Raw genomic sequence first — 2271 nt, 5'->3', positions numbered from 1 at the left:
CTCTTCCTCAGTCGGAAGGTATGTGAAATACTTTGAAGCGAATATCTGGTTATTGCCTTCTGGCAGAGTATATTTTACAATTGCATCATTTTTCTCAGCACACAGCACGATACCGATAGGAGGATTATCTCCCTCGTTCATCAGCTCTCTTGTGTAGTAGTTAACATACATCTGCATCTGTCCCAGATCCTGATGCGTCAGTTTATCAGTTTTCAAATCAAACAACACAAAGCATTTGAGGATATAGTTGTAAAAAACAAGGTCAATGAAGAAGTCCTGTCCGTCAAGAGTGAAACGCTTTTGCCGTGATACAAAGGAAAAGCCGCGTCCAAGCTCCAAAAGGAACTGCTGTAAATGTTCTATCAGAGCCTGCTCTATATCGCTTTCATATACATGGGTATCAGGCTTTATCTGCAGGAATTCCATGATATACGGATCTTTTATCGCTTTCTCATACTCTGGCTTTGGCGTGCTGGTCTGTATTTCCGCTGCCACTGCGGACTTGTCCTTGCTTGCAAGCAGCCGCTGATAGTACATTGTATTGATCTGCCTTTCAAGCTGGCGGACGCTCCACGCTGATTTTGCACATTCTTCTGTATAAAAATCACGGGCAGGCTTATCGGCAATCTTCATAAGTATGCGATAATGCGACCAGCTCAATTCGTGACACAGTGTGTCGCGAATTGGATATGTTAAGTAAAATTGACGCATTCTTCGTAAATTACTCTCGTCAAAGCCCTTACCAAACTCGGCAGTAAGCCTGTCAGACAAATACTTCAAAAGATTTTTGCCATACTCAGCTCTGTCATTTTTGCCGCAAGCCTTGTATATCTGCTCGCCAATCTCCCAGTAAGCAATTACCATTGCAGTATTGACGGCGGCATAGACTTTATTTTGCGCTGTTATTACAAAAGAACGTATGGAAGTATATATATCCTCCGAATTGCTCTCAGCTTTTATAATTTCATTATCCATAGGGTTCGCCCTCATTTCCTGATGATACACCCATTATACCATACTGAGCTCTATTTTTCAAGAGATTTCTCAGCAAACATTCCATAAACAGACTGTATTATTCGACAATATAATATTGCCAAAAACTATAGCAATTGTATGCTCTCTGGTGATATTGTAGTATACGACTATAAAAAATGCGATCCGTATAATCTTGTTTCGGAAAGACTCTTTGTTAATGATAAAACGCTGAATTATTATTACTACAGAAACGAAACATCGAATAATAACTTCATTGATGATAGCATAAAAGGCAGCTTGAATATCAAACTGGTTGATAATAAACTGTCTGTTATTAAGTATATATACAGGAATACTCCTACTGATTACGACTCAATATGAAAACGAAGTGCATGTATTGTCGAACTTACGTTAATTTTATTACATTTTATTGTAATACAGTTTATAGATTTCAATTGACATTTGTAGCAAATTGTGCTATAATTATACTTGGTAAATTATAATATTTTGTAAAGGAGTGCAGAGATTATGACGCCTGAACAGAAAGCAAGAAAAATAATTGATGAAAAGTTATTAGCTTCCGGCTGGACAATTCAAGATATTAAAAGATTAAATCCTAATGCTGCTGTCGGCGTCGCTGTTCGTGAATTTCCGACAGATACCGGACCTGTTGATTATGCTCTTTTTATAAATGGAAAACCAGTTGGCGTAGTCAAAGCAAAGAAAAGTGAAGAAGGAGAAAACATAACAACTGTCGAAGGACAGTCTTCTCGTTATGCCAATAGTTCCTTCAAGTGGATTAAATGTGATTATAAGATAAGATTTGCTTATGAAGCTACCGATAAGCTTACACGTTTTACAGACTATAATGATGAAAAATACCGTTCAAGGACAGTTTTTTCATTCCATAGACCAGAAACATTAGCAAGCCTTATAAGAAGAAACGATACTATCAGAAACAATATGAAGCATTTTCCTGAGTTCGATGGTACAGGATTTCGAAATTGTCAGATTACAGCAATTAAAAACCTGGACAAGTCATTATCCGAGAATAAACCAAGAGCATTGGTACAGATGGCTACAGGTGCAGGAAAGACCTTTACTGCAATAACAGCTGCATATCGCATGCTTAAATTCGGCAAGATGAACCGTATTCTCTTTCTTGTTGATACAAAGAGCCTTGGTGAGCAGGCTGAACGTGAATTTCTTGCATATCGTCCGAATGATGATAATCGTTCATTCTCGGAAATATACGGCGTTCGCAGGCTTAAAAGCTCATACATACCGTCCGATGTA

2 protein-coding genes are annotated in these 2271 nt (G+C 38.1%); one reads left to right on the top strand and one right to left on the bottom strand.

The window, feature by feature from the left end:
* A partial coding sequence (locus K5677_RS13405; RefSeq protein WP_296728956.1) for a PDDEXK nuclease domain-containing protein occupies positions 1–975 on the bottom strand: 975 nt, incomplete at its 3' end.
* A 528-nt stretch (positions 976–1503) separates the two neighbouring features.
* On the opposite strand from K5677_RS13405, the gene K5677_RS13400 reads away from it, so the two are divergent.
* Positions 1504–2271: DEAD/DEAH box helicase family protein (locus K5677_RS13400; protein WP_296728954.1), on the top strand; the 768-nt coding region annotated here is incomplete at its 3' end.

Source organism: Ruminococcus sp. (assembly GCF_024684275.1).
The sequence above is the reverse complement of the archived record's forward strand: the minus strand, read 5'-3'. Positions and strand labels throughout refer to the sequence as shown.